This is a genomic window from Pedobacter sp. AW31-3R, assembly GCF_052180285.1.
Lineage (GTDB): Bacteria > Bacteroidota > Bacteroidia > Sphingobacteriales > Sphingobacteriaceae > Pedobacter.
Genome location: NZ_CP197475.1, coordinates 3580519 through 3604744 on the forward strand (window position 1 = coordinate 3580519; position 24226 = coordinate 3604744).

Annotated in this window: 21 protein-coding genes; 7 read left to right on the forward strand and 14 right to left on the reverse strand. The window is 41.2% G+C overall.

Annotation, left to right across the window (positions count from 1 at the left end; genetic code table 11):
- Positions 1–7 precede the first annotated feature (7 nt).
- The 5 genes from ACSBL2_RS14790 to ACSBL2_RS14810 form a co-directional block, all read right to left on the reverse strand.
- Positions 8–1129, reverse strand: a complete 1122-nt coding sequence (locus ACSBL2_RS14790; RefSeq protein WP_442587307.1) for an acyltransferase family protein — start codon at positions 1127–1129, stop codon at positions 8–10.
- A 65-nt stretch (positions 1130–1194) separates the two neighbouring features.
- Positions 1195–2055, reverse strand: coding sequence for a PKD domain-containing protein (locus tag ACSBL2_RS14795; RefSeq protein ID WP_442587308.1), 861 nt, complete (start codon positions 2053–2055; stop codon positions 1195–1197).
- A 36-nt stretch (positions 2056–2091) separates the two neighbouring features.
- The gene (locus ACSBL2_RS14800; protein WP_442587309.1) at positions 2092–3609 is read right to left on the reverse strand and encodes a RagB/SusD family nutrient uptake outer membrane protein; all 1518 of its coding nucleotides are present in this window, start codon (positions 3607–3609) and stop codon (positions 2092–2094) included.
- 4 nt (positions 3610–3613) lie between these two features.
- On the reverse strand, positions 3614–6613 hold the full coding sequence (locus ACSBL2_RS14805) for a SusC/RagA family TonB-linked outer membrane protein (protein WP_442587310.1): 3000 nt from the start codon (positions 6611–6613) through the stop codon (positions 3614–3616).
- A 354-nt stretch (positions 6614–6967) separates the two neighbouring features.
- On the reverse strand, positions 6968–7996 hold the full coding sequence (locus tag ACSBL2_RS14810; protein WP_442587311.1) for a LacI family DNA-binding transcriptional regulator: 1029 nt from the start codon (positions 7994–7996) through the stop codon (positions 6968–6970).
- A 413-nt stretch (positions 7997–8409) separates the two neighbouring features.
- Here ACSBL2_RS14810 and ACSBL2_RS14815 point away from each other — a divergent pair, with 413 nt between their 5' ends.
- A complete protein-coding gene (locus ACSBL2_RS14815; RefSeq protein WP_442587312.1) occupies positions 8410–8802 on the forward strand; it encodes a hypothetical protein in 393 nt (130 codons plus the stop codon).
- Positions 8803–8953: 151 nt separating this feature from the next.
- On the opposite strand, the gene ACSBL2_RS14820 is transcribed toward ACSBL2_RS14815, so the two are convergent.
- Positions 8954–9478 (reverse strand): ExbD/TolR family protein, encoded by a 525-nt coding sequence (locus ACSBL2_RS14820; protein ID WP_442587313.1) that lies wholly within the window; start codon positions 9476–9478, stop codon positions 8954–8956.
- 90 nt (positions 9479–9568) lie between these two features.
- Positions 9569–9991: an EamA family transporter gene (locus tag ACSBL2_RS14825; RefSeq protein ID WP_442587314.1), complete on the reverse strand. Its 423-nt coding sequence runs from the start codon at positions 9989–9991 to the stop codon at positions 9569–9571.
- Between the two features lie 237 nt (positions 9992–10228).
- Between ACSBL2_RS14825 and ACSBL2_RS14830 the strand changes: the two genes are divergently transcribed.
- Positions 10229–11275 carry an endonuclease/exonuclease/phosphatase family protein gene (locus ACSBL2_RS14830; RefSeq protein ID WP_442587315.1) on the forward strand — a complete coding sequence of 349 codons (1047 nt, stop codon included), beginning with the start codon at positions 10229–10231 and terminating at the stop codon, positions 11273–11275.
- A gap of 23 nt (positions 11276–11298) precedes the next feature.
- Here ACSBL2_RS14830 and ACSBL2_RS14835 read toward each other — a convergent pair whose 3' ends face one another.
- From ACSBL2_RS14835 to ACSBL2_RS14850, 4 genes are all read right to left on the reverse strand, one after another.
- On the reverse strand, positions 11299–12327 hold the full coding sequence (locus ACSBL2_RS14835; RefSeq protein WP_442587316.1) for a LacI family DNA-binding transcriptional regulator: 1029 nt from the start codon (positions 12325–12327) through the stop codon (positions 11299–11301).
- A 496-nt stretch (positions 12328–12823) separates the two neighbouring features.
- Positions 12824–14524, reverse strand: coding sequence for a protein-disulfide reductase DsbD family protein (locus ACSBL2_RS14840; protein WP_442587317.1), 1701 nt, complete (start codon positions 14522–14524; stop codon positions 12824–12826).
- An 8-nt stretch (positions 14525–14532) separates the two neighbouring features.
- Complete coding sequence (locus ACSBL2_RS14845; RefSeq protein ID WP_442587318.1) at positions 14533–14979, reverse strand: protein-disulfide reductase DsbD domain-containing protein; 447 nt, start codon at positions 14977–14979, stop codon at positions 14533–14535.
- Positions 14980–15053: 74 nt separating this feature from the next.
- Positions 15054–16106, reverse strand: a complete 1053-nt coding sequence (locus ACSBL2_RS14850; RefSeq protein WP_442587319.1) for a PLP-dependent cysteine synthase family protein — start codon at positions 16104–16106, stop codon at positions 15054–15056.
- 201 nt (positions 16107–16307) lie between these two features.
- Here ACSBL2_RS14850 and ACSBL2_RS14855 point away from each other — a divergent pair, with 201 nt between their 5' ends.
- The 3 genes from ACSBL2_RS14855 (at position 16308) to ACSBL2_RS14865 (ending at position 19337) form a co-directional block, all read left to right on the forward strand.
- Positions 16308–16772 (forward strand): Lrp/AsnC family transcriptional regulator, encoded by a 465-nt coding sequence (locus ACSBL2_RS14855; RefSeq protein ID WP_442587320.1) that lies wholly within the window; start codon positions 16308–16310, stop codon positions 16770–16772.
- Between the two features lie 317 nt (positions 16773–17089).
- On the forward strand, positions 17090–17620 hold the full coding sequence (locus tag ACSBL2_RS14860; RefSeq protein ID WP_442587321.1) for a gluconate 2-dehydrogenase subunit 3 family protein: 531 nt from the start codon (positions 17090–17092) through the stop codon (positions 17618–17620).
- A gap of 10 nt (positions 17621–17630) precedes the next feature.
- A complete protein-coding gene (locus ACSBL2_RS14865; RefSeq protein ID WP_442587322.1) occupies positions 17631–19337 on the forward strand; it encodes a GMC oxidoreductase in 1707 nt (568 codons plus the stop codon).
- A 25-nt stretch (positions 19338–19362) separates the two neighbouring features.
- Here the strand turns inward: ACSBL2_RS14865 and ACSBL2_RS14870 are convergent, their stop codons facing one another.
- Positions 19363–19689: a hypothetical protein gene (locus ACSBL2_RS14870; protein WP_442587323.1), complete on the reverse strand. Its 327-nt coding sequence runs from the start codon at positions 19687–19689 to the stop codon at positions 19363–19365.
- A 49-nt stretch (positions 19690–19738) separates the two neighbouring features.
- Positions 19739–20629 carry a class A beta-lactamase gene (gene bla / locus ACSBL2_RS14875; protein ID WP_442587324.1) on the reverse strand — a complete coding sequence of 297 codons (891 nt, stop codon included), beginning with the start codon at positions 20627–20629 and terminating at the stop codon, positions 19739–19741.
- A gap of 461 nt (positions 20630–21090) precedes the next feature.
- Between bla and ACSBL2_RS14880 the strand changes: the two genes are divergently transcribed.
- On the forward strand, positions 21091–21441 hold the full coding sequence (locus ACSBL2_RS14880) for a hypothetical protein (RefSeq protein WP_442587325.1): 351 nt from the start codon (positions 21091–21093) through the stop codon (positions 21439–21441).
- A 227-nt stretch (positions 21442–21668) separates the two neighbouring features.
- Positions 21669–22796, forward strand: a complete 1128-nt coding sequence (locus ACSBL2_RS14885; RefSeq protein ID WP_442587326.1) for an acyltransferase family protein — start codon at positions 21669–21671, stop codon at positions 22794–22796.
- Here the strand turns inward: ACSBL2_RS14885 and ACSBL2_RS14890 are convergent.
- On the reverse strand, positions 22779–23867 hold the full coding sequence (locus ACSBL2_RS14890; RefSeq protein ID WP_442587327.1) for an ROK family protein: 1089 nt from the start codon (positions 23865–23867) through the stop codon (positions 22779–22781). The two genes, ACSBL2_RS14885 and ACSBL2_RS14890, sit on opposite strands and share 18 nt — an antisense overlap.
- Between the last annotated feature and the right edge of the window lie 359 nt (positions 23868–24226).

A 24226-nucleotide genomic window follows, 5' to 3' on the forward strand; every position in this document is an offset into this window, starting at 1 on the left:
ATTTTAATTAGAGTTTAAAGAAGATATTGTTTTTATAAAGCCAGTAGCACAATCCCCATTCGGCGACTAAAGTAGCCAGGGCCGAAAGCACTGCCCCAATGTCTGCGGGAACTCCCATCAGGGTATGCAAAAGGCCACCGGTAAAAATGGCGATCAGCCCATTTAGCCATTGCAGGCCTACAGTTTCAAAGAAGAGATAAATAAAAATGGCATTCATTCCAATGACCGAGCAGATCCACACATATCTCGTGTATTGTTTTACATCAACTAGCCAATAGGTAAAAGCCAGCATCAGTAAGACCCATCCCCCAGAAGCAAAGACAAAAGAACTGGTACTGATCCTTTTGATAATGGGACTGACATTCAGCAGGTCCAGTCCAAACCCAATCAGCAAAGTGAGGATACCGGCGATAAAGAGCACCCGTATTTTATAGGCATTGGTATTTTTTGAGATCAATAACTTCCCGGCAACTGCCCCCCATATGGTATGTGCTGCAGTGGGAATGGCATTGATAGCCACCCAGCCATCGCTGTTGATCTTTCCCATCAGTAAGGTATCCACATAAGATCCAAAGTTATGCGATTCAACAAAAGGCTGATCAAAACCTGGCACCTGGATGCAACGGTACAACAATTCTGTTAACAACAGCAGACCAGCTGAAATGCCGATTTGCAACGTCCATGGCAGACCAATGATCAGGTAGGCAACAATTGTCATAAAAGCCAGCTGGGTCAGTACATTCCAGAGCTCCCAGACAGGTTGCCCGGCATATACACAATGTAATGCTACTCCACAAAGGAACAACCTGAAACTCCGGTACAGGATATGTCCCCAGTTGCTGCCCCAGCTCTCCCCTTTTTCAAGTTTACGGCTATAAGAGATATACAATGCTGATCCTGCCATAAACATAAAGGCAGGCTGTACGAGATCCCAAAAGCGGAGACCATGCCATGGGTGGTGAAAAAACTGATCCACCACCATCGCGGCCGGTACCGGCAGATCAAGATTTTTTAATGCAACATACACCAGGCAGCTTTCCGCACAAAGCAGGATCATGATCATTCCTCTTAAGGCATCAAGGGAAAGCAGGCGACCAGCAGCAATTGGATTAGCGGAATTTTTAGTCATATCTGTGGTATTGTGGAGCGTAGAACGCTCCGTTATCTGATGTAAATGAAAGTGTTACCGGAAGCTTATTCATTCATATCCAGCAGGAAAGCTGAAGAATTGGGATCAGGGATACTGCCTAAAGTTGCCGACCAGTCACTCTTGGTCACCATAATTCCCATACGCATACCTGTTCCGGTCAATCCTTTTAATTTTCCACGGGCTATTCTCATCTCGAATTTCAGGATATTGCCTGTTTCTACGACAGTACCCACCTGATAGGCTTCAGAAATAGATTGCTGTGCGAAGCTGAAAGAGTTCTGTGCACCAGTATGGTAGAAAATATCTACACCTGAAGTCAGTAGCTGCCCTTCCAGGAGAATATCAAAACCACCATCAGCATAGGCACTCAATAAACCTGTTGCGGCACTGTTATCTGAGTCAATATAGAAATCGAAGATGTCGCCATTGGCTCTTTTCGATTGCATTTCCGCATAGATATAGATGTAATTTCCATCATAATCGAATTTTGCAGAGCGGAAAATTCCTCCGTTCGGGCCAGCGGTCAATACATTTGTGGTTACATTATCCCAATCACTTAATGTATTGTCGTCAATTTTAACCGGTGTGGTCTTTGCGATGCGGATCACTGTTGATGCTTCAGCAACCTTTCCGTTGATGGTAGCGGACAGTGTGGCTACATATTTTCCTTTACCTGCATATTCATGAACAGGATTAGCCTCTGTAGAGGATGCCCCATCTCCGAAGTCCCAGTTGTAAGCACTTATTCCAGCAGTTACAGTCGTAAATGTCACCTCATTCCCTTCCACACTCAGTTCATACAATAAATCTGTCAATTTGGGTGTTTCCTCCTTTTTACAGGAACCGAGTACTGTACCTATAGTGATCAAAACGAACAGGTACCCTATATTTCTTATATTCTTCATATCAATTGATCTTTATACCGTAAACAATATTAACAACTATGGATTCTGGGCTGCCAGTGGATTACTGAGTGTCTCATCAACAGGCAGGAAATAGATAATCCTTGGACTCGTATAGCTAACCGATAAATTGGCGTAACCTGCAGGTGTTTTGGTCAGGTCGATATCCGTTTCTTTTAAACCAGCCAGGTGATATCCCCAATAAGCTTTATTAAGGCTTCTTTTATTGCGGTACACATCATAAGTGCGGTGTCCTTCAAAAGCCATTTCTATACGTCTTTCTTCCAGCACGGCATCCAGGACAGTATATCCTGAAGGCAAGGTACCATTGTAAAGGGAAGCTTCCAGTCCCCGGTTCTTACGGATCATATCTACATCCGTCAGTGCAGCTGCGGTATTGCCCATCTTCGCTTCGGCCTCCGCTTTGTTCAGGTACATTTCAGACAATCTGAACATCACTGGTGAACTCAAAGTCGGTGATCCGTCCTGAAAAGAGAACTTGCTGATATAATAGATTTCAATACCATTTTTCTTCTGCATATTTCCACTTTCATCTTTCAGGGGCACGATATAAGACCAGCGTACATCTTCCGGATGTTTGGACATCACATTACGTAAAGATGATGAGGCATACTCCTCCCCCCAGCCCGAGTTTCCGTCAGAATAAATCATGGAAGCAATAGATCCTGCTTTACCATAATCATCAACCTGAGTAAAGGCCACACAGAAAATGGTTTCTGTGCTGGTTTGCGCGTTGGCAAATAAGGTAGGATAAGTGCTGGCAGTTGAAAGACTGAACCTGCCTGATCCAATCACCTGGTCAGCATAATCTATAGCTTTCTGATTGTCCTCTTTGTATAAATTCACCCGGGACAAAAGTGACCATGCAGCCTCTTTTGAAGCATACTGTACACCTCTCGACTGTGTCATTAGTGAGGCTGCCTTCTCTGCATCAGCAATTACTGAAGCATATACCTCAGCAACAGAAGACCTTGCTTTTGTGGACTCATCTGTCAGATTCGTCCGCAGGACAATACCTGGGGAAGCCGGATCAACACTGTAAGGTTTAGCAAATAAACGTACCAGGTTAAAGTGGCAAAATGCACGGAGGAAATAACATTCACCCAACAATTGCTGTTTCGCAGCATCCTGAACATCCGATTTCTCTACTGCACTGATCACCGTATTCACACCGCTGATGATTTTATAAGATACATACCAGAAATACCTGGTATTGTTCTGTGTCGGTGAATGTGACAGGTTAAAGCTGTAGAAAAAAGGATCAGTGGTCACCTGTCCGCAAACAATATCATCACTTGCAAAATCTGACAGCTGGTAAAACTGGCGGAGATACATATTGTTCAGATCGGTGGTACCATTAAAAGCAATATGATCTTTCATGAGTGCATATGATCCATTCAGCGCATTGGTTAAACCAGCGGTTGAAGTGACCAGCGTTTCTGTGCTAATTGCATCGCTTGGGTACACGTCGAGGTTCTTACAGCCCACATTGGCGATGGTCAGAAGAATAAATATGGTGGATAAGTACTTTTTCATGTTCTTAAAAGTTAAAGTTAACGGTCAACAAATATTGCCTGTTGTTCGGATACTTAAAGTCTGATACCCCCGGGGTGACAAAGCTTGCCGGGGTAATGGTAGTCTGTGGATCCTGACCCAGGAAATTAGAGAAGGTAGCCACATTATCCGCTGTAATCCCTACGGTAATGGCCTGAAAATTCAGTCTGCTGACGAAGGCTTTAGGAAGGGAATAACTCAGGGCGATATTCCTGATGGTAAAATAGCTACCGTTTTTGAGGTAACGGGTAGATGTTTCTGTAGAGTTTGCCGAATTCTGGGGACTTGGCTCTGTGGCTTCCGTATCACCGGGCCCGGTCCATACTTTTGCACCATCAGGTAAGTTAATCTGGTTGTAATAAGGTTCGCTTCCGTCATTCATCAAAAAGCGAAGGTTATTGCTAAACACCTTGTTGCCATAATTGAAATAGGTACTCACATTCAGATTGAAGCTTTTATAACGGAAGCTATTGTTGAAACCACCCTGGAATTTCGCCAGTGCGGAGCCTGATTCCTGCAACGTCGCCTCAGCATATACGGAAGTTTTTTCAGCGACCACGGCCTTTCCGCTTTCATCGTAGATCAACTTCTCCCACACAGGGGCACCCGTCTGACTGTCAACACCTAACCATTTTGGCATATAGAACTCATAAAGATCACCCCCATCGCGGTAAATCTGGGAAATACTTTTCGAATCTGTTTTAATGATAGTTGAAGGTAATCCGTATAATTTATTGCTGTTGAAGTTGATGGTAAAGTCTGTATTCCATTCAAAATCATTCGTTCTGATATTGGTAGCGTTGATGCCGATCTCAATCCCTTTATTGATCACATTTCCAGCATTGTCCCATTTGGTCTCAAAACCAGTAGAGGGGGCTTGCGAAACTTGCAGCAGCAAATCTTTCGTGTTATTGCGGTAGGCATCTACCGTTAAGTTCACTCTTTTAAACAAGCCAATATCTATACCGGCATTGATCTGGTGTTTGCTTTCCCAGGTTAACCTTGGGCTCTCCAACTGATAAGGTACAGCACCAATGGCAGAGTTATACTGTGTAGTGAGGGAATATAAACCAAGATATCTGGACGAACCAATATCCTGTGTACCGGTAACCCCATAACTCAGCCTGAGCTTCAGGTTATCGATAACTTTACTTTCTTTCAGAAAATCTTCATTACTCAGCAACCACGCTCCCGAAACAGAAGGAAAATAAGCGTACTGATTGTTGGAAGGAAATGCAGAGGATCCATCTGCACGGAAGGAACCCGAAAGGAAGTATTTGCTTTTATAATTATAGTTGATCTGCGATAAAGCCGACTGCAGGAGTCTTTTGTCGACATAACCATTGACGAGTTGCGTGTTAGATACCACATTTAAAACCCGCAGTGACTCCGGTAAACCCTTACCAGACCCACCAGAATATTCCGTTTGTCCCCCTTCAAAAGCAACTCCTGCCAAACCGCTCAGGGAGTGGTCGCCAAACTGGAAGTTGAATTTTAACAGGTTGTTCGAAATACCGCCGTAATTGAGTACATTCAATTCCTCCAGAAAACCGGTACCATGGTTCTGACCCGACACTAATGGAGAGAAATAGTTTGAGCTTTTATTAAAAGCAGCTGAAGCCCTGTTGGTACTGGAGAAGGTCAGCCAATCGGTAATATTATAGTTGAGCGCAAAATCGTAGTTGACATCAAACCCTTTGTAAGGATGGTCAGAATTTTCAACAGTATGAATAGGGTTCACCCTATCCCTTGACCACCACTTGAAAGTAGAATTTCCATCTACATAGACTGCGGCACCATTTGCGTCATACGGATTATCCCAAGGCAGGTTTACAAACGAATTCAGCACATCTGTATAATCATAGCTATGCCCTATGGAGGCACTTATATTGATATTATTGGTTACGCTTAATTTTTTAGAGAAAGTATAAGTGGAATTCGCGCGAAGGTTGATGCGTTGAAAATCAGTATTCAGGAAAGTTCCTTTCTCATTATAATAAGAAGCTCCGATATAATAACTGTTCTTTTCTGTTTTTCCTGTAGCTGACAGGTAAAAATTATTTACAGCAGCAGGCTTGAATGTCTCTTTGGACCAGTTGTAATCCTGATCCAGCAAGGAAAGCGGACGTTCTCCATAAAATTTAATCAGGTCCACTTTGTAAGAATTATCTGTAGCACCAAGGATATAATCTCTGTAAAAGCCTTTTTGGTGGTCATACAATTCAGCACTGTTCATCAGGTCCATTTTACCAAAATCCGCTGTCCTGAATCCGGACGTAGCCTTAAATTCAAAGCGGGTTGTGCCTGTTTTGGCACTTTTAGTCGTCACAATGATCACCCCTGCATTGGCCTGTGAACCATACAATGCTGTAGCTCCAGCATCTTTAAGGACTGTAACCGACTCTACGTCATTGGGATCATAATTACCGCCAATCACGCCGTCCACAACGACAAGGGGACTTTGATTTGCATTGATAGAAGACACCCCGCGCAATCTAATTTCCGGTGCAGAGCCAGGATTACCAGAGCTGTTCAGTACTTGCAAACCGGCTACTTTACCCTGGAGCATAGTACCGATATTGTTTGCGGTCACATCTTTCAGCTTTTCGGCAGACACAACAGACACGGCGCTGGTCAGTTCACTTTGTTTTTTACTGCTGTATCCAACCACCACCACATCGTTCAGCTGACCAACGTCTTCGCTCAGCACAATGTTGATTTTCTGATTGGCTGTGACTTCCACTTCTTTAGTCACAAAACCAATGGAACGGATAATGAGGGTAGCTTTCTGGCCGGGGATCGCAATAGTAAATGCACCATTGTTATTCGTTACTCCGGTAGTAGTCGTTCCCTTAACGGAAACTATAGCCCCAATTAATGGCAGCTTGTCCGTGCCTGAGGTTAGTGTGCCTGATACCTGCGTGGTTTGAGAAAACCCGGCAAGACTAAATAAGAGGCAACAACAGAGGAGTACAACTTTTTTCATAAGCATACAATTGAATTTAGGGTTCCTGAAAGGTACATCACCTATTACATCGTAATTGGTTCAGGGATGCAAATTCAGGAGCTGGTTAGAAGGTTAAAAGTTTGGTTAATTAGTTGTTTGTTATTCTAAAGTTGAACTAAAAAATCTATAAATAAAACAGCGGTGAAGCAGGAAAGCCAAATTTAAATCTATGCAAACGTTTGTGTAGGTTACGCAAACGTTTGCTCAATTTTCGGCCGAAAAAGAAATAATAAATTATGGAGGAATAATTTTGGCACAAAAAGCCATAATAACCGTCAAATCAACAGTTATTACACAGCATATTTTAATATTTTTCTAGAAAACAACAATAAATCAAGAAGAATAACTCACCATTTCAGAATCTATGATACACTGCAAGTATTTAAAATCCACAGATTGGCCATTATTATTGGCATCAATCAATTCAAACAGAAATTCAGTAGCCTTTGAGGCCTGTTGATAAGCAAATTGTTCAATTGAAGCCAACGGCATGGTATCCATATACTCCCAGATAGGCAGATTGGCAAAACTAATGAAGCTGATATCTTTATTTACAACTAAACCTGCGGCCTTTACAGCGGCAATACAATCCAATAAAACATAGTCATTGAACACAATGACCGCAGTCGGACGTTCTTCAAGATCGAGCAGCCTTTGCATGGCAGTCACATTATCGGTCTTGCTCAGTGTTGTCGATACTATGATATCATAATTTACAGGAAGGCCATTTGCCCTTAAACATTTGAGGTAGATTTCCAGCCGCTGCAAGGTAGCCGCCAGCTTTGCCGGACCGTTGATCAGGCCTATTTTTTTATGCCCCATACTCACCAGTTTAGTGATGGCCTGCAACATTCCGGAGTGCAGGTTACCAGCTACATAATGGATATCTTTTTTATTGGGCACACGGTCAAAAAATACAATAGGGATATTGTATTTTTTAAGGCTTTCGAAGTGGTCGTAGGTATTGGTATCTTTAGTCAGGGAGACCAGGATCCCATCTACCCGATGGTCCTTCATATTTTCCACGATCCTTTTTTCCCTGTCGAGATTGTCAAGGGACTGACCGATAATGACAGTATATTTAAAATTCTCTGCAAAATCTTCGACACCGCACAATGCAGAAGAAAAAAAGGGTTCTGCCAGATTAGGGATGATCACTCCTATGGTATAAGTCTTCTGTTGTTTGAAAAAAAGTGCTGACTTATTGACCTCATAGCCCAGTTCTTTCGCTGCCTGATGAACTCTCATGGTCGTTACTGCCCCAATACTTTTATGGTCATGTAAAGCCCTGGATACGGTCGATGCCGATATATTTAGCTTTTTTGCAATTTCCTTAATAGTTGGCAGCTTGTTCTTTTGCATAGATGGGGTGGATAGGTCATTTAAAAACGGCACCAATGCCGGATTTTTCAGCTTAAATTTATCAAAAAAAATAGGAAATACTTAAAGGACGAGGTAACGATTTGAATAAAGTACATTTCAGGCTTTACCTTTTTGCAGCAAATATAGGGGCAAAAGCACAGCAGCATCCACCAGCTGTGCTTCTAACCATTATAACAATTAACCGAAAACAGTCTTGCTAACCACATGCCAACAGTTAAAAAAAATCATAACAAACTTTAAATCAAGTCCATAAATCACTATAAAAACAACAATGGTGTTCATTAATGAACAATACCGTTCATAAATGAAATATATTTACAATCTTAAAAAACAATTTAACATCTTTAAACAAAGAAATTTAGCCAGCCATTTATGATTAAAAATTTAGCCCTATGAAAAAAACAGTAGCTCTCCTGTTACTCTTTTGTGTTACCCTATTTTTCTCCTGTAAAAAAGAAGTATCCCCTTCTTCCATTAGCGGATCATGGACACTGACCAATGTCCAGGGAGGATATATGGTTACAGGGACAGGGGAACAAAAACACAAACACGTGATAAAATTCAACGGTAACGTATACGAAAAATATGTGGATGACAAATTGGTAGTGTCAAGCAATTATACCCTCACCACAGACAAATTTGCTGGAACAGGAAAAGAGATGGATGCTTTTGTACTGGAAAACACTAACTATAAAGTTTTCCTGGAGATCAAAAAGAAGAAGCTGATCTTATATGACGGTACAATCGCAGCCGATGGCACAATATCCACTTATACTAAAAACTAATTTTATCATACAGTATTAAAAAAGCTGGTCCTAATTTGAGTAACCAGTTTTTTTTAATACTGTATAGGCAAAAAAAAATTTTCAATTCTATCGCAGGACACGATACTTCAGCTAAAGTCTGATAGGCGGAATTTTAAATAGAATTATTATTTTATAACAGCTTATTTTCCTTTAAAAACCTCAGTTCTTCGCTTGTAATATGATCATCGTCTATTGCAGGCGCTGTAGTGATATTCGCCAGCTTCATTTCGTCCATGATATCCACAAAATTCTGGAAGTTAGCTCCTGATGTGGGCTTGATGACCACGATTAATGAGGTTTTGCGTCCATCCAGCGCTACCTTACCCGTATTCTTCACCATCTCCTTATTGGCCAAGATCGACTTCCTGACCTGTCTGATTCCCTCAATATTCGGATGACTTTTTCCAGCCTCCCCCATATACCAGGCCACCTGATTGTCCTTACCCAAGAGGATAGTCATTGTTCTGGAGGCTGGAAAAGCAAATCTTGCGCCCTCTTCTCCTTCATCAGGTTTAACAATGTCCATCGCTACGGGTCTGGAAAGTGTCGTGGTTAACATGAAAAAGGTAATCAGCAAAAAGGCAAGGTCAACCATTGCCGTTAAATCTACTTTAGGAAGTGCCTTTGCGTTGTTTTTAGTGTTCAGTTCAGCCATGATTAAATGATTTAGGGAAACATTCCGTGGATTATTATTTTAATCATGATGACCATTATCTCCAGATTCCACAAAGAAAAGAACAATAGATTATTCTTCCGCCATCACAATCAGAATTGCCCCGCCTACCATGACCGCAGCCCCAAGTACGAGCTGCCAGCTGATCTTCTCTTTTAAAAAGATGACCGATAAGATAATAGCAAAAACAAGAGATAACCGTTCGATAGTTACGACATAAGAAGCCGGTCCCAAGGACAGCGCCTTAAAGGAAAATAAAGTGGACAGAGAAGTGGCTATACCTGCCAGAATTAGCAACATCCATGTTTTTCCCTCTATCTGCTTCAATTCTGCAAATGTTCCCTGATAGGTCACTACTCCCCAGGTGATACAAAGAATGAGAACGGATTGTATGGCAAAGGCCATACTGGAGTCTACATTTTTAAGCCCCGCTTTAGTCAGAACAATAACCAATGCCGCTGAAACCGCTGCCGATAAAGCCCATAATACCCACATAATTTAAATTTAAGTTGTATACAATCCCTTTCTTTGATAACACAACTTCCTGAAATTGGTTTATCCTGGGGGAATTAAAAGAAACAAAGGCAGGAAGGAATGATAAAATGTATTTATTTCTGCAAATAACGCATATTAAACGACAGAAATTTATTTTTTGGTTTGAAAGTTGTTACAACATTGATTTTAGCTATAAACACCAACATCTTATTTAATTTAACAAAATCCGTATTCCATATGACGCTCTTCCTGCTGATTTTTTCTTCGCTCCTGCTTTGTTCAACCCTATTATCGCTGATAAAAAATGACTATTGGATTTTCAGGGTTTTTGATTATCCACGTCTGCAGAAATTTGTACTTTCTCTATTTTGCCTTACTCTGGTCATTATTTTTCTGGAAAGTACCCCAACTATGTATTGGACGGTTATCATAACACTGACAGCAAATGCCGCTTACCTGTTTTCATTGATCCTGCCCTTCACCATCTTCTCTAAAAAACAGGTACTAAACATCTCTAAAGTGTTGCAGGGTCAAGGGATCAGCATCATGATTGCCAATGTGTATGAAGACAATACGAATTCGGCAGGTTGCCTGAAAGAAATATACAAAACGGATCCAGATGTGGTTTTACTGCTGGAAACCAATGAAAGATGGGACAAAGAAACAAGCGTACTGGCCGATAGATATGCCTACCAGGTTAAAGTGCCATTGGAAAACACCTATGGCATGTTATTATATTCAAAATTTGCCTTAAGTGATACCGCAGTCAAATACCTGGTAGAGGATGATATTCCATCCATCCATACCCGAATTGAACTGCCATGCGGGCAAGAGCTGCAATTATTCGCCGTACATCCTACCCCTCCGGTACCTAGCGAAAACCCAAGGGCTACAGAAAGGGACAAGGAATTATTGCTGGTGGCCGACCTGGCAAAAGCATCTACCCTTCCAGTCATTGTGATAGGCGACCTGAATGATGTAGCCTGGAGTTACACTACAGAACTATTCCTGAAAATGAGCGGATTACTTGATCCCAGGAGAGGGCGGGGATTTTTCAATTCCTTCCATGCGCACTATCCTGTCATGCGGTTTCCTTTGGACCATGCCTTCATATCGACAAATTTCAAATTAAAACATATCGACCGCCTAGCGAACTTCGACTCTGATCATTTCCCCATATTTATTAACCTCCAGTATGAGGAAAATGCTAACCTGCAACAAGAATCCATGGAAGCAGATGCAGATGAAATACAGGAAGCAGAAGAAAAAAAAACCAAAGAATAAGCAGCCCTTTACTTTAAAATTTTCTAAGCTTCTTTTGGGGCAGAAGATTCCCTGATCAACAGGGCGGTTTCCAATACTGTTGTGGCGGCTTCGGCTGCGATTTCCGTTCTGGCCATCAACTTATTCAGCATGGTGTTGATCACCTCATCGGATATCTGCTGGATGGGCTGGCAAATTGCAGTGATACTGGGATTAAAGAGATCAAAACTGCTGTAATCATCAAAGGCGATGACAGCAATATCCTGAGGCACTTTACGCCCCATTTTTTTTAAAGCCTGCAGCCCGGTGATGGCCATATAGCTAGTGGCAAAAAAGACGGCATCAACCTCTTTATTTGCCTCTAGAAAACGCTGGATGCTATCGATACCTTTTTGCTTGTCCACATGGAAGACTACCCGTTTCAGGAGATGTGGCCTTTCATATTTATCCATCAAATCCTGATACGCATTGAGCCTGTCGAGCATCTGGTGCTGTTCAGAGACAATAGTAATCATGGCAATATTTTTATACCCGTTTTCGATCAGATGCAGGATCGCCTTACGGGTACCGTCATAGTTATCGACCACAACGGCATCACACTTGGCCTCCCCCGACTTCCTGTCAAAAACCACTACGGGAAGACCATCATTGATCAGTTCCTGGATTTCATTATCCAGACCGGGTGAAGGAGCAATGATATATCCATCCACTTGATGATTACGAAACAACTGGATGAGGTCAATAGACTTAATGGTATCATTATCAGTGCTTCCAAAAACTATCCTATACCCATTATCATAAGCAACTTCTTCCACCCTGCGTGCAATTGACGAGAAGAAAGGATCTGAAATATCCTCCACCATCATGCCAATGGTATTGCTCTTTCCAGTCCTGAGTCCCTGCGCCATCCTACTGGGCTTATACCCTACTTTTTCAATAAAATCAAGTATTCTCTTTTCCAGGACCACACTAATCCCCTGTGCCCTGGCCTTGCCATTCAAAACAAACGAAACAGCTGTCTTAGAGATCTTTAGTTGCTCAGCAATATCTTTAATGGCTAGCTTTTTTTTCATTGGTTTAGATTTGGTTTTTAGATTGCAGCAGGGTGATATATAAACGGACAATGATGCTAAGATAGCTATTTAGTGGAGTATCTTTACAGATTTCTTACTGAACAGTTGTATTTACTCAGCCATTCATAGCGCTCCTCAACAAGGAATCTTCTTCATAACATCTATGGACATTATTTAATTATATACTTTATATAAAATACACAAAAATACTGAATTACAACACATTGAAAATAAATGAAATATTGAATTTGACAAATTGGCAGAACTAAAAAGACCAAACACACGTGTAACCAAGCGTACGCAGAGAAGGTTCTTTTAAAAGCACCATCAGAAGTTTAGCTTTAGTTTTTACCATGTGATATTGAATGCGCAGGTGGTCCAGAAAAAATGCGGCGAAGCACTATAAAAAAAGGCCGACAAAATTTGCCGACCTTTTTTTATTAACTATTAACTACCTATTTTTACCTTATGGCATCCACCAGCTAGGGTAAAACTCTTATTTGTAGGCTTTAAGCCCACTATTTAAAAATGTCACATAATTGGACACTTCATAATCCGCTCCTTGTGGTTGTACCAGTGGCTGTTCCGTTTTGGGATCCAGCAGTACATAAAATGGTTGCGAATTGGCCTGAAACTTCGAAGCCTGTAAATCACTCCATTTTTTACCTATCGTATTTAAAACCTTACCTTTTGCATTGGTGACCACATCTTCAGGCGCAACCTCTGTTTTATCGTCAACGTATAGCTGGATAAGTACATAATCCTGGCTGATGAGTTTATACACCTCTTTGTCGGGCCATACGTTTGCTTCCATCTTCCGGCAATTCACACAGGCATGGCCTGTGAAATCAATCATCACCGGCTTATTTACCTTTTTTGCATAGGCTATCCCTTCATCATAATCAAAGAAAGTATCCAGGTTTAAAGCGGCATGAAAAATATCAGCATATTTATGCGGACCGGAAGCATGTGTTGCAACAGGGGCACTTCCACCACCACCGAGCAATGAAGGGGTGTACAAATCAAAGTCCTGTGTTTGCTGCGGAGGCAGGAAAGCAGAAATTGACTTCAATGGGGCACCCCATAATCCCGGAATCATGTATACTGAAAATGACAATACGACAATGGCCATCATCAGGCGGGGAACAGAGATAAACTGGAGATCACTGTCATGTGCAAACTTGAGTTTACCCAATAAATAGAGTCCCATCAGTGCAAAGATAATAATCCATAACACCAGGAAAATCTCCCTGTCAAACCATTCCCAATGGTAAGCCAGATCCACGTTACTCAAAAACTTAAGAGCAAAGGCAAGCTCCAGGAAACCCAGTACAACTTTCACACTGTTTAACCATCCACCAGACTTTGGCAAAGCACTTAATGCCGAAGGAAAAAGGGCAAACAGCGCAAATGGAATAGCCAGTGCAAAGGAAAATCCAAACATCCCTATAGCAGGCCCCAGTAAAGCACCACTGGTTGCAGCCTGCACCAATAAGGTACCTATAATCGGTCCGGTACAGGAAAAAGAAACCAAGGCCAGTGTTCCTGCCATAAAAAACAGTCCGGCAATCCCCCCCTTATCCGAATTGGCATCCATCTTATTTACCCATGAAGAAGGAAGGGTAATTTCAAAAGCGCCCAAGAAAGACGTCGCAAAAGCAACCAACAACAGAAAAAACAGGAAGTTGAACACTCCATTTGTAGATAAACTGTTCAATGCATCTGCGCCGAACAAAACCGTCACCAGTAGTCCCAACACTACATAGATCAGAATGATGAAAAATCCATATAAGGCTGCTCTGCTAAATGCTTTTCCTTTTTCATTCCCCTTGGTAAAAAAACTAACCGTTAAGGGCAACATAGGAAATATACAAGGCATCAACAAGGCGGCAAGTCCACCGACAAACCCTGTGATAAAGATGCCCCATAATGATTGTTGCGCTTCCTGCTTATCAATTGTTTTAACAGCATTGTCTTTCGCTTTGACCTGCTGTGAAGAATCTATTGAAGACGAATCTTTTAAAACACTAGCTGCCACAACTGTATCTTCAGGTGCATCAGTGATTTCCGTAAATTCAATTCCCTCAGCAGATAAAGTATCGGCCGTTTGCGCAAAACTGAGATTTCCCGAGAAAATCAGCATCAGCATCACAAAAGCCCACATTTTAAGACCTGTCTTAACCCCTCTTAAGTTCATTATACTAATTATTTTACAGGAATACTAAAACTGATTTCTTCAGGAGGAAGACATTGTTTATCATCGCAGGTCATGAATTCCACTGTTCCTTTTACCACTGCAGTTTTACCTTTAAGCTTTACTTTTTGTTGGAATACAGCTGTTTTTTCAAAAAAGCTAACTTCCATTTTAAAGGTATCCTCATATCTGGTAATCGCTTTCGGTTCAATAGTTTTTCCAACTACCGTATATGCACTGTTGGCCGGAAAAGTAAAAGTGGTTTTAACAGGCCCGCCATCCTTTACATTTTGTGAATACAAGTGCCATCCTGCATCTATTGTTGCTTTGATAAAAACAGTAGCTTCAGTTTTACTGGTTCTTTTTGCGGCATAACTCCAGTTAACTGGTTTCAGGATCTGACTGTGCGCTGCCATGCTGAACATGGAAACAGCGATACCTAGAAGTAATTTTTTCATTGGTTTACGGTTTGTTGTTTGATTTCGCTGAAGCTAACCAGGATTAACTTCAGCTATATGGTTTGATTTGTGTTTTATTTTAAACGGCTGATTGGGTGGTAATCGATAAATTCAGTATCCGGAGTCAGGTAACCCTCTTTCACCGGCTCTTCTTTCATCAGGTCGGTGCTTAGGTATTTTTTATTACTGTCTGAGAATACTGTCACTACACAACTGTCCAGACCTAGTTCCTGCTGTAATTTAATGGCTCCGATAACATTTGCACCAGAAGAAATACCCACGGCCAAGCCCAGCTGACTTGCCAGCTTCTGGGCCATCAGGATCGCATCTCCATCATTGGCTTGTATAACGGCATCCAGTTGATCCAGTTTTACAATCTCCGGAATAAATTCATCCGATATACCCTGAATCCTGTGGCTTCCTACTTTATAGCCAGTAGTCAACGTTGGTGATTCCGCAGGCTCCAGTGGGTGAACTTTGATGGCGGGATTTTTCGATTTTAAATATCTTCCTGTCCCCATAATGGTACCACCTGTACCCACACCGGCAATAAAGGCATCAGGGACAAGGTTATTCAACTTCAGTTGCTCCCAAATCTCTACTCCCGTACTTTGCTCATGCGCATTTGCATTGTCACAATTTTCGAACTGACGTGGTAAAAATGTATTTGGATTTTCTGCAGCCAGCTGCTCCGCCAATTTAATACTTCCTAAAAAGCCGCCATCTTCCTTGCTGATCAGCACCACTTCCGCGCCAAGACTTTTGATGATATCAATTCTTTCCTTACTCAGCCAGTTCGGCATAATGATTTTTACCGGGTGGCCCATGGCCTTACCGATCGCAGCAAAGGCAATCCCTGTATTTCCGCTGGTAGCCTCAATGATTTCGTCACCTGGCTTGATCCTGCATTCTTTGTAGGCATTAAATAAAGTAAATAATGCAATCCTATCCTTGATACTCCCCGTCAGGTTATAATGCTCACACTTTACGTATAATTTTCCCGCATTACCCTTGTATTTGTAATGCAACTGTAACATTGGTGTGTTACCTACCAAATGCCATAAGTGTTCAAATTTACTTTCAAGTCCTGCAGTTAAACAGGTTGCTTCTTTTAGATCGATTGACATATTCCTTAACTTAATCTCCTCAAACCTAGTGTCTGATTATTCGGTAAAATTGTATATAACAACTTTAATTAGCAATGAATTGATGTAATTCCATAAATTTTATGGAAAATTTGCTTTTAAATGATATTATTTCCATTTTCACCAGTAATTTGTAAGCCTTACCCAAACTTTTTTCATTTCATCATCTATAAACCTATCCGAATGCTGACCGATTTAGACCCAACAGACAGGGAAATTTTAGCACTTTTGCAGAAAGATGCGACCTTAACCAACAAAGAGCTCGCTTTTAAACTCAATAAATCTATTGCAACAGTTCATGAAAGGATAAAAAAATTAAAAGAACAAGGATACATCAAAAGAATTGTGGCTATTTTGGACAGAAAAAAGATCAATAAAAGCCTTATCGCATTTTCACAGGTTCTTTTGAAAGAACATACTGCAGAGACACTGATACAATTTGAAAATGAAGTCGCGAAATTCAGTGAAGTCATGGAATGTTTTCAAATGACGGGTGCATTCGACTTTATTTTACGTATTGCTACCAGTGATATGGACACTTATCATTTGTTTTTAAGAAATAAATTGGCCACATTAAACAACATCAGCACCGTACAAAGCTTTTTTGTACTTTCTGAGACCAAGAGTGAGACTGCTTATCCTTTATAGGATTTAAAAATCTAACATTTCAGTAAAGTAAGCCTAAACAGGATTGGGTGATTTTGAAAAAGGAAATCAGCCAATCCTGTTTTGTACCCAAATAAATTTCTATCTTCCAAAATTCTATATTCACAATTATTTGGTTAAATTAGTCATACAGTACTTTTAATACAAAGTATAGATACATGAAACCAAATATTAACTAAGCGAATTCCAAATACAGCGCAATGATGCAATTCTTAATGAATATAGAAATTTCTTACCGCTCCCTTTCAGGACAAGGTGAATTTATGGCTTAATCAGGCTACATCTTAATAAAAAAAATAATGGAAAGACGTTTAGTGATTAAACAGGTACTGATTATGGCTGGAGGTATGGTACTGCTTCCCTCCTGTTTACGACAAACAGGAAAATCTACGATTCTGTTAAAGAAGATCAGCATTGACCTGGATCAGGAGAATTTACTGGCTGAAATTGCAGAGACAATTATTCCGGCTACCGATACCCCCGGCGCCAAAGAACTTAAGCTGCATTTGTTTGCACTCAAAATGCTGGACGACTGCTATGAAGTAGCCGAGCAGGACCAGTTTATGGAAGGCCTGAAGGAATTCAGCAAGCTTGTCCGGAATAGGTTTTCTACTTCGTTCGAAAAACTTAATCCGCAACAACGCCTGGAAGTACTGAGCGGAATAAACACCAGTACAAAAACGGACTCCGCTCTTACTTTATTTTACCGGATATGGAAAGAGCAAACAATAAAGGGCTATCTGAATTCAAAATATGTCATGACCAACCTGGTCATCTATGAACTGGTCCCAGGCCGGTATAATGGTTATTATCCTGTTAAAACAGCTTAAAAAGAAAAGAATGTCAAATCTAAATATAGATGCAGCGAAAGTTAATACCTATGATGTGATCATTATCGGATCAGGAATAAGTGGCGGTTGGGCAGCAAAAGAATTTACAGAAAAAGGATTTAAAACGCTGGTATTGGAAAGGGGTCAGGATGTACAGCACCTAAAAGATTATCCCACTACCAATAAGTTCCCTTATGAATTTGAGCACCGTGGAGAACTGACACTAGATATCAAAAAGGAAAACCCAATTGTCAGCCGCTGTTATGCCTTTAAAGAAGATGCCATGCACTTTATGGTGAAAGACCATGAACACCCCTACCTGCAGGAAAAACCTTTCGACTGGATCCGGGGTTACCAGGTAGGAGGAAAATCATTGTTATGGGCAAGGCAGACCCAGCGCTGGAGTGATTTTGATTTTGAAGGACCGGCAAGGGACGATTTCGCCGTGGACTGGCCGATCCGTTACAAGGATATCGCACCATGGTACAGCTATGTAGAGAAATTTGCCGGGATAGCAGGGAACAGCGATGGATTGGCAGTGCTGCCCGACGGGGAATTCCTTCCCGGATACCCGCTAAATGCTGTAGAAGATTATTTCAAGGGGGTCATGAAGAACAAGTTCAGCAACAGGCATGTCATCAGTGCCAGATGCGCCCATTTATCGAAGCCGAAACAGATCCATTTTGATCAGGGACGGGGGCAATGCCAGAACAGGACACTTTGCCAGCGGGGATGTCCTTTCGGTGGATATTTCAGCAGTAACGCTTCTACCATTCCATGGGCCGCAAAAACAGGAAAACTCACCCTCAGACCATTCTCCGTGGTACAATCTGTGATTTATGACGATGCCAAAGGAAAAGTCACCGGGGTAAGGATTGCCGATGCAAAAACGAAAGAAATTATAGAATTCTATGCAAAAATAGTTTTTGTCAATGCCGGTGCATTGAACACCAATCTGATCCTGCTGAATTCCACGTCCAAAAGATTCCCGCATGGCCTGGGGAATGACCATGGCCTGCTGGGTAAATATGTGGCATTCCATAATTACAGCGCTAGGATAAGCGCCGAATATGACGGATTCAAGCAGTTTACCACTGACGGAAGAAATCCTGCAGGCGGCGGTTACATTCCCCGATTCAGGAATGTATTCAAACAGGAAACAAATTTTAAAAGGGGCTATGCAGCGGGATTTGGGGCCAGCCGTTACCTGGAAAGGGACCAAACAAGTATTGGGGCCTCCCTGAAAAGCAACTTACTGAATGCCAGTCTAAGCCCATGGATAGTGAGTTCCCATATGATGGGAGAAACGATTCCAAAGGAAAGTAACTTTGTGAATTTAAGCAAAGACCAGAAAGATGCATGGGGTGTACCCCTGCTGAATGTCTCGGTAGATTATGATGAAAATGATGCCCTGATGAAAAAGGATTATATTGAGCAGCTCACGGAAATGTTCAGGGAGGCTGGCTTCAAAAAAATTACACCAAACATATCTGATCAGGCACCGGGATTGGACATTCACGAAATGGGCGGTGTCAGGATGGGCAATAACCCTGAAACATCCCTGCTCAATAAATGGAACCAGTTGCATGCCTGTAAAAATGTATTCGTCACAGATGGAGCCTGTATGACCTCCACCTCTACACAAAACCCTTCACTCACCTATATGGCACTTACTGCCAGGGCTGTAGACTATGCGGTAAAAATGTTAGACATTTAAGGAAGGCTCTCTCCAGCAGAATACATCAGGAAAGAACATATTCAGAAATATATTCTAATGTTCTTTCCACCGCATGGACTATGGAATCTTTAAAAACGATAAAATTGGTCTGCTGGGCCTCTTCAGTGAAACTCTTCTTAATAAATTGCTTATTATCCTTTATGGTCTTTAGATCATAATTGTATAAATTTCCGAAGACATTTGGTCTGTTATTAAACAATAACCGGATTACTTTGGAGTATTCCAGATAGGCTTCGTTCACTAAGCTATAATTCTCTTCATTATATATTTCTACACCAGCAATCGGGATCAGTAAATTTTCAAGTCTCGCCTTCTCTTTATTAAAATTCATAATAACACTAAAGTAATCAAAATATCGTTGCTAAAAGGTATGTAAATCATTATTTTTGATAGTGATCATAGCAAGCCCTTGCAATTCTTGCAATTACATTATCCCTTGTCTGCTTGTCGGCAGCAGAATTGAAGAGTAGTACCACCAGGGCGAGGTGCTGTCCGTTCGGCAAAGTGATCATCCCAATATCATTTGTTGAAGGAGAGATTCCTTTTTTATCGGTCGCTGAAGTCCCTGATTTATGTCCTACAGGAGTACCGGGAGGCAACATCCCCTTCATGCGTTGTGGTGTAGTGGAAGTCTCCTCCATGATCTTCCACAAGAACTCTTTTCCCTTAGCTGAAAGTACATTTCCGCTATAGGTCATTTCAAGTAGCTTCAATAAATCCAGGGGCCTGGCCCTGTTGCTGAATTGTGCATTCCAGTTAGCCAGCATTTCACTTTCCGTGGCACGCAGCTCAAATCCCTTGATCCCCAACTGGTGCATCAATTGCTCCACCTCCTTTTTGCTGGTCACTTTATCCAGTAGGATATCGCAAACATCATTGTCACTCAAGGAAACAACATAACTGAGCAATGTACTGATTGGCAACCCGCTATGGCCTTCCGGATATTTATCCCGCAGCGGACTGTAGTTTTCTGGCAAATCGGACTTAAGGATAGGAATGGGCTGTTCCAAATGATATTTACCCTGATCGATCAGCCGAAGTACTGTCACTGCCAGTGGAAATTTCAATACACTCTGCATTCCCATCCAGGATTGGCCGTTATAACTCAGTGTATCTCCTGTTTCCAGGTTCATCAATGCCACACCAACAGTACCCTTGGCATGTCCTGAAATACGGATGATCTCCTCACGCAGGGAAATGTCTTGTGCAAATGAATGTTTGCTTAAAAAAAATATCAGGCACACCCACAGGGTCATTTTAGAGGTCATCATCTAGTTCATGTCTTGAATAAGGCAGATAAATTAGTAAATATCTCCGATAAAACCTTCATTTCACCAACGTTTTTGCTTCCATACCGCTATGCATAAAATGGCAGAAAATGGTGGCAGCCCAGTATAAAAATTGAGCGTATAAATACGAGGAGATGAGGCACAAACACCTGATTTGAAGAGGATCTTCCATTTTGAGAAAAAAGGCACTTAATTTGATTTATAAGTAATCGCCATTGGTATTATAACAGGATTAGAACATGACTTTCCCCTCAGGCATAACGTATTGATGATAAACAGATAGAACCCTGTAACGAGAATAAGAACAAAGCAAAGAAAGAAAATTAAGATGTGCAAAAAATGCTACAATTTAAGACACGCGTTACTTCCCCATCTGCTATCTATTGCACTATTCAGGACCCCACATCAGAACAAGGCGAAAAATTTATATAAGATTTAGAGAAATGTATAAAATCAAGACTAAAAGAATAGAAAAGGCTGAATTCAGTTCAATTGTCACCTGGCTGGATGACGGACATTCCCGGTTTGGTACGGAAAATTCCAAATTACAAACCATGGCCTTCATGGGTTACAATGAAAACATCAGAACAAAAATCGGATTATCAGGTGGAGATGCAGAACAGGTGATTCACCAGCTCACAAAAGAATTCAGGAAAGACTATGACCATGTCATCAATCACCTGCTCAATATAACCACTTTAGAGGATGTGACAGAGATGCTCCAGATTGTAGAGACTTTCATCAGGGTGAGTGTAGTTAAAAATGAAATCCTATTGTTAAAAGACCACAATTAAACAATCACTTTTTGCTGGCCTGCCCGCAGTTGTTCCTGCGGGCATTCTCTTCCTAAAATTTCACACCTACGATACAAGTATCAGATCTTTCGAATAATCTCATTAAGTATGACTAAATTAAAGTACAGATATAAGATTTAGAAAAACTGATTAATGCCTCACCTTACCAGATGATCATTTCTTCTAATTCCTGAATCAATTTTAAGAATACAGAAAAAATAATCATCATGAAAAATCAAACTATTCCCAGTCTCAACGGATTGAGAGCCATTTGTATTTTAATTGTCATTGGCGATCATTTATTCCTTAACCATTTTATTCCAAGGACAGCAATTAATAAAGTACTTGATGTCATTTTATACAATGGGGGCCTGGGAGTAGGTGTATTTTTTGTCATCAGTGGTTTTCTGATCACCTCCCTGCTGATCAGGGAAAACGAGCGTCAGGGAAGTATCTCTTTGAGATCTTTTTATCTGAGAAGGTCACTGCGAATATTCCCTGCATATTACATGCTCATGGCCATCTATTTTATGCTGCAATCGGCAGGGTACCTACACCTCAGCCACCTGCACTGGGCTGCCATACTCACCTATACCACTCAATTTATTAAAGATACACCTATTGAAATCACGCATTTATGGTCACTTTCTGTAGAGGAGATATTCTACCTTTTATGGCCATTGTTATTTATCCTGTTTTTTAAAAGAGGAAATCTGGTTTACCTGTATGCCGCAATTTTATTATTCCCCCTGCTGAGACTGATAAATTATGATTATCCTTCTTTTCCTTATAGCAAAACCATTTTAAGTAGTGGGGATGCCCTCCTCATTGGATGCCTGACTGCGATTAAATATAAAAAGATATCGGTGTGGGTAATTGCCCATCACAGACTGGTACGCCTTGCCTTCCCATTACTGGCTGTCTTCCTATTTTCCGAAGTATATGTGTATCACCTGGTTTCCCAGTCCGACCAGGGATCGGCACAGGTCTTCCTGCGTAAAACCGTACTTCCGGTACTCAACGCCTTATGCGGAGATAAGGGCTTGCTGGTAAACATATTGATCGCATTCATCATTGTCTATTCCATAAACATCCGGAATTACTGGTACCGGTTTCTCAATCTTAAAGTAGTCAACTATATCGGATTGCTTTCCTACAGCCTGTATCTCTGGCAGGAAATTTTTATTACTCCTGATACCTATAAAAACTTTTCTCTTCCACTTGTGTTGTGTTTGATTTTTATCACTGCAAACCTATCCTATCACTGTATTGAAAAACCAATTTTGCTATTAAAAGATAAGGCCAATATCATGGACATGTTAAAAGTAAAAATGAGGCTAAAACGTGCTGGCTGAGTCGACTGTTTCCTCCTTATAATCATTGAAATTTTCCATGACGAGAATTGCAGCACCGATAAGTTCTGCATCGAAACCAATTTCAGATATAATCAGGTCCATTTCATTGGCAAGACGTGGGATACAGTATTTATTTAAAGCCTGCTGGATTGGAGCAGCCATAATTTTCCCGATCTTCACTCCTCTGCCACTGATCACGATAGCTTTGGGATTCATAATATGGATCAGGATAGATAAGGCACGTCCAATCTGGTAGGCCGCTTCAGAGAGTACCTCCACGGCAAACTGGTCGCCCATCACAGCAGCATCCATCAAGGCATCTGCTGCCTCCAGTTTCGATTCTGCCACAAAATGCTGGAAACTTGATCTTCGTCCATTCTTTATGCCTTCCAGTGCCTTTTCAGCTACGGCAAGCAGAGAAGCTTCAGCCTCCAGACAGCCCTGTTTTCCACAGGAACAAATTTTACCGTCCTCTATAATGGGGATATGGCTCAACTCACCTGCATAACCTGTGGCACCTCGGAACAACTTACCGTCTATGATCATGCCTAACCCTATACCCCAACCTAAGTTGATCACCATTGTAGCTTCATTTATTGCCCTTGCAGCACCAAATTTAAGCTCTGATAAAGCAATCAGACTGGAATCATTATCTATGAAAACCGGCAAACCAATCTCATCAGTAATATATTGGGTCAGACTTTTATCCCCTGCCGGAAGATAAGTATGGTTCACCCCTTCTTTTATACTGACAAAACCTGGCATCCCTATGCCTATTCCAATGATTTTTTCTTTGTCAAGCTCATTACTTTCAATATGATCAGCAATAAGCGTTGTAAGACTTTGCAATGAATCTGGATTATTCAACAATTTCAACTCCAGAACATCCACAGGGGTGACATAATTATTCACCACATCAACCGTAACAATACGGGTAGACAACTGATCCATGGCCACGGTAATCATATATAACCTGTCGGCTTTCAGGGCATACATTAATGGCCTTCTTCCGCCACTTGAAGGTGCATAGCCCTGTTCTGTCACAAAGCCCATGTCTATTAAATGGTTCAATGCTTTTGTGATTAAAGGGATGCTTTTATCTATATGTAAACTTAACTCTGCGCAGGACATGATTTTACCATAATACATCTGGCGGATAATTTCATGATATAACTTCGAGTTTTTTTTATTTGTATTGAACACTGCTGTTGAATTTAAATATTTTAAATGTACCGGTCTCCGGAAATATGAACTGTGGGATAAGCAAAGAGAAAATTAAGGGTAACGCATTTGTTAATGATGCTGTAAAACTACTCATACCATAATTATTTTCCACATTAAAACGGCATAAGAGCAAGATTTTAACATTCTTTAAGATTTCTGCCCTGCCATTCTCAGCAGCAATAACCATTGGTAACGCACAACCAGTC

Coding starts and splice junctions, on each gene's coding strand:
- ACSBL2_RS14790 (WP_442587307.1), bottom strand. CDS start 1,129: ATGACTAAAAATTCCGCTAATCCAATTGCTGCTGGTCGCCTGCTTTCC.
- ACSBL2_RS14795 (WP_442587308.1), bottom strand. CDS start 2,055: ATGAAGAATATAAGAAATATAGGGTACCTGTTCGTTTTGATCACTATA.
- ACSBL2_RS14800 (WP_442587309.1), bottom strand. CDS start 3,609: ATGAAAAAGTACTTATCCACCATATTTATTCTTCTGACCATCGCCAAT.
- ACSBL2_RS14805 (WP_442587310.1), bottom strand. CDS start 6,613: ATGAAAAAAGTTGTACTCCTCTGTTGTTGCCTCTTATTTAGTCTTGCC.
- ACSBL2_RS14810 (WP_442587311.1), bottom strand. CDS start 7,996: ATGCAAAAGAACAAGCTGCCAACTATTAAGGAAATTGCAAAAAAGCTA.
- ACSBL2_RS14815 (WP_442587312.1), top strand. CDS start 8,410: ATGAAAAAAACAGTAGCTCTCCTGTTACTCTTTTGTGTTACCCTATTT.
- ACSBL2_RS14820 (WP_442587313.1), bottom strand. CDS start 9,478: ATGGCTGAACTGAACACTAAAAACAACGCAAAGGCACTTCCTAAAGTA.
- ACSBL2_RS14825 (WP_442587314.1), bottom strand. CDS start 9,991: ATGTGGGTATTATGGGCTTTATCGGCAGCGGTTTCAGCGGCATTGGTT.
- ACSBL2_RS14830 (WP_442587315.1), top strand. CDS start 10,229: ATGACGCTCTTCCTGCTGATTTTTTCTTCGCTCCTGCTTTGTTCAACC.
- ACSBL2_RS14835 (WP_442587316.1), bottom strand. CDS start 12,327: ATGAAAAAAAAGCTAGCCATTAAAGATATTGCTGAGCAACTAAAGATC.
- ACSBL2_RS14840 (WP_442587317.1), bottom strand. CDS start 14,524: ATGAACTTAAGAGGGGTTAAGACAGGTCTTAAAATGTGGGCTTTTGTG.
- ACSBL2_RS14845 (WP_442587318.1), bottom strand. CDS start 14,979: ATGAAAAAATTACTTCTAGGTATCGCTGTTTCCATGTTCAGCATGGCA.
- ACSBL2_RS14850 (WP_442587319.1), bottom strand. CDS start 16,106: ATGTCAATCGATCTAAAAGAAGCAACCTGTTTAACTGCAGGACTTGAA.
- ACSBL2_RS14855 (WP_442587320.1), top strand. CDS start 16,308: ATGCTGACCGATTTAGACCCAACAGACAGGGAAATTTTAGCACTTTTG.
- ACSBL2_RS14860 (WP_442587321.1), top strand. CDS start 17,090: ATGGAAAGACGTTTAGTGATTAAACAGGTACTGATTATGGCTGGAGGT.
- ACSBL2_RS14865 (WP_442587322.1), top strand. CDS start 17,631: ATGTCAAATCTAAATATAGATGCAGCGAAAGTTAATACCTATGATGTG.
- ACSBL2_RS14870 (WP_442587323.1), bottom strand. CDS start 19,689: ATGAATTTTAATAAAGAGAAGGCGAGACTTGAAAATTTACTGATCCCG.
- bla (WP_442587324.1), bottom strand. CDS start 20,629: ATGATGACCTCTAAAATGACCCTGTGGGTGTGCCTGATATTTTTTTTA.
- ACSBL2_RS14880 (WP_442587325.1), top strand. CDS start 21,091: ATGTATAAAATCAAGACTAAAAGAATAGAAAAGGCTGAATTCAGTTCA.
- ACSBL2_RS14885 (WP_442587326.1), top strand. CDS start 21,669: ATGAAAAATCAAACTATTCCCAGTCTCAACGGATTGAGAGCCATTTGT.